A 2,267-nucleotide genomic window follows, 5' to 3' on the forward strand; every position below is an offset into this window, starting at 1 on the left:
CGCACCGGGGCAAGCGGCTGCACAGCCTGAATCCAAGCCCGGTGGTCGTGGAGGTGCTGGAACTCTGCAATCTGACCGCCCGCTTCGGCGATCCTGCCGGATGCGCGTCCCCTTCCTGAGGACTCCCCCATGAACCTGGACATGGACAAGGCCCAGCAAACTTTCATCGAAGAGAGCCGCGAACTGCTGGCGGCGATGGAAGACGCCCTGCTTACCCTGGAGAACGCCCCGGACGACGCCGACGCCATCAATGCCGTGTTCCGCGCCATGCATACCATCAAAGGCGCCGCCGGCCTGTTCGGTCTGGACGCCATCGTCTCCTTCACCCATGTCGCGGAAAACCTGATGGATCAGGTGCGCGACGGCGAGGTCGCCGTTGATGATCGCCTGATCGCCCTGCTGTTGGGCTGTCGCGACCATATCGCCACCCTCATCGACGGTGCCGCCGCCGGTGATGACACGCCCGACGCCGACCTGCTCACGGCTGGCGCCGGCCTGCTGACCGGCTTGCAGGGTTATCTGACGCCAACCGCCACGCCCGCCGGCGTCGTCGCCGATGCAGACGGCAAGGCCCGACCCGCCGTGCCGGCCGCCAGCGGCGGGCAGACGGAAAACGACGCCTGGCATGTGTCGGTGCGCTTCGACCGCGATCTGCTGCGCAACGGCTTCGACCCGCTCTCCTTCATCCGCTATCTCGGCACCCTGGGACAGCTCGTCCATGTCGAGACCGTCAGCGACGCCCTGCCCCCGGCCGACGAGATGGACGCCGAGACCTGCTATCTGGGGTTCGAGATCAGTCTGGCCGGCGAGCTGAACAAAGCCACCATCGAATCCGCCTTCGAGTTCGTCCAGGACGACTGCACCCTGACCATCCTGCCACCGCACAGCCGGCTCGATGACTATGTTCGGCTCATCCAGGATCTGCCCGAGGACAAGGCCCGTCTGGGCGAGATCCTGGTCGCCTGCGGCAGCCTGACCGAACGCGAGCTGGCGGAGGGACTGCGCATCCAGGCCGGCGCCGCCGAGGCGAACGAGACCGCCGAGGAACCCGTCTCCGGCTCACCGCCCCTGGGCGAGATCCTGGTGCATCGCGAAGTGGTGCAGCAGGAACTGGTGGACGCCGCCCTGGAGAAACAGCGCCGCACCCGCGACGCCCAGGTTCGCGAGGCGCGGGTCATCCGCGTCGATGCCGCCAAGCTCGACGACCTCATCAACCTCGTCGGCGAGCTGGTCATCGCCGGCTCCTCCGCCGAGATGCTGGCCCGGCGCAGCCGCAATCGCGGACTGGTCGAGGCCAACGCCACCGTCGGCCACCTGGTCGAGGCGATCCGCGACAGCGCCCTGCGGCTGCGCATGGTCGAAATCGGCGAGACCTTCAACCGTTTCCGCCGCGTGGTGCGGGATGTCTCGCAGGAACTGGGCAAAGAAATCGAGCTGGTCATCACCGGCGCCGAGACCGAACTCGACAAATCCGTGGTGGAAAAGATCGGCGACCCGCTCATGCATCTGGTGCGCAACGCCATGGATCACGGGCTCGAACCGACCGCCCGGCGCCTCCAGGCCGGCAAACCGGCCAAAGGCACGCTGCGGCTCCACGCCTACCACGAATCCGGCAGCATCGTGATCGAGATCGCCGACGACGGCGGCGGCCTCAACCGCGAGCGCATCCTCGCCAAGGCCCAGGAGCGCGGTCTGGTCCAGCCGGGGCAGACCCTGAGCGACCAGGAGATCGACCACCTCATCTTCGAGCCGGGGTTCTCCACCGCCGACCAGGTCACCAATCTCTCCGGGCGCGGCGTCGGCATGGATGTGGTGCGGCGCAACATCGACGCCCTGCGCGGCACCATCGGGCTGGACAGCCGACCGGGCCTCGGCACCACCGTCAGCATCCGGTTGCCGCTGACCCTGGCGATCATCGACGGCTTTCTGGTCGGGGTCGGCGACGGCGCCTACATCATCCCGCTCGACTGCGTGGTCGAGTGCATGAAATGCGACCCCGCCGAGACCGAACACCAGGACTACATCAATCTGCGCGGACAGGTGCTGCCCTTCCTGCGGCTGCGCGAGCTGTTCCGGGTGGCGGGCGCGCCCCCGCGCCGTCAGAACATCGTCGTCATCCAGTATGCCGGCCAGCGCGTGGGGCTGGTCGTCGATCATCTCCTGGGCGAATTCCAGACCGTCATCAAACCGCTGGGACGCCTGCTCAACCATCTGCGCGGCTTCTTCGCCGGTTCCACCATCCTCGGCAGCGGCGAGGTCGCCATGAT

1 protein-coding gene is annotated in these 2,267 nt (G+C 67.4%); it reads left to right on the forward strand.

Annotated features, from left to right (window positions below):
- Positions 1–129: 129 nt before the first annotated feature.
- A partial coding sequence (locus tag EDC35_RS18410; RefSeq protein WP_243651787.1) for a chemotaxis protein CheA occupies positions 130–2,267 on the forward strand: 2,138 nt, incomplete at its 3' end.

Source organism: Thiobaca trueperi (assembly GCF_004342175.1).
Taxonomy (GTDB): domain Bacteria; phylum Pseudomonadota; class Gammaproteobacteria; order Chromatiales; family Chromatiaceae; genus Thiobaca; species Thiobaca trueperi.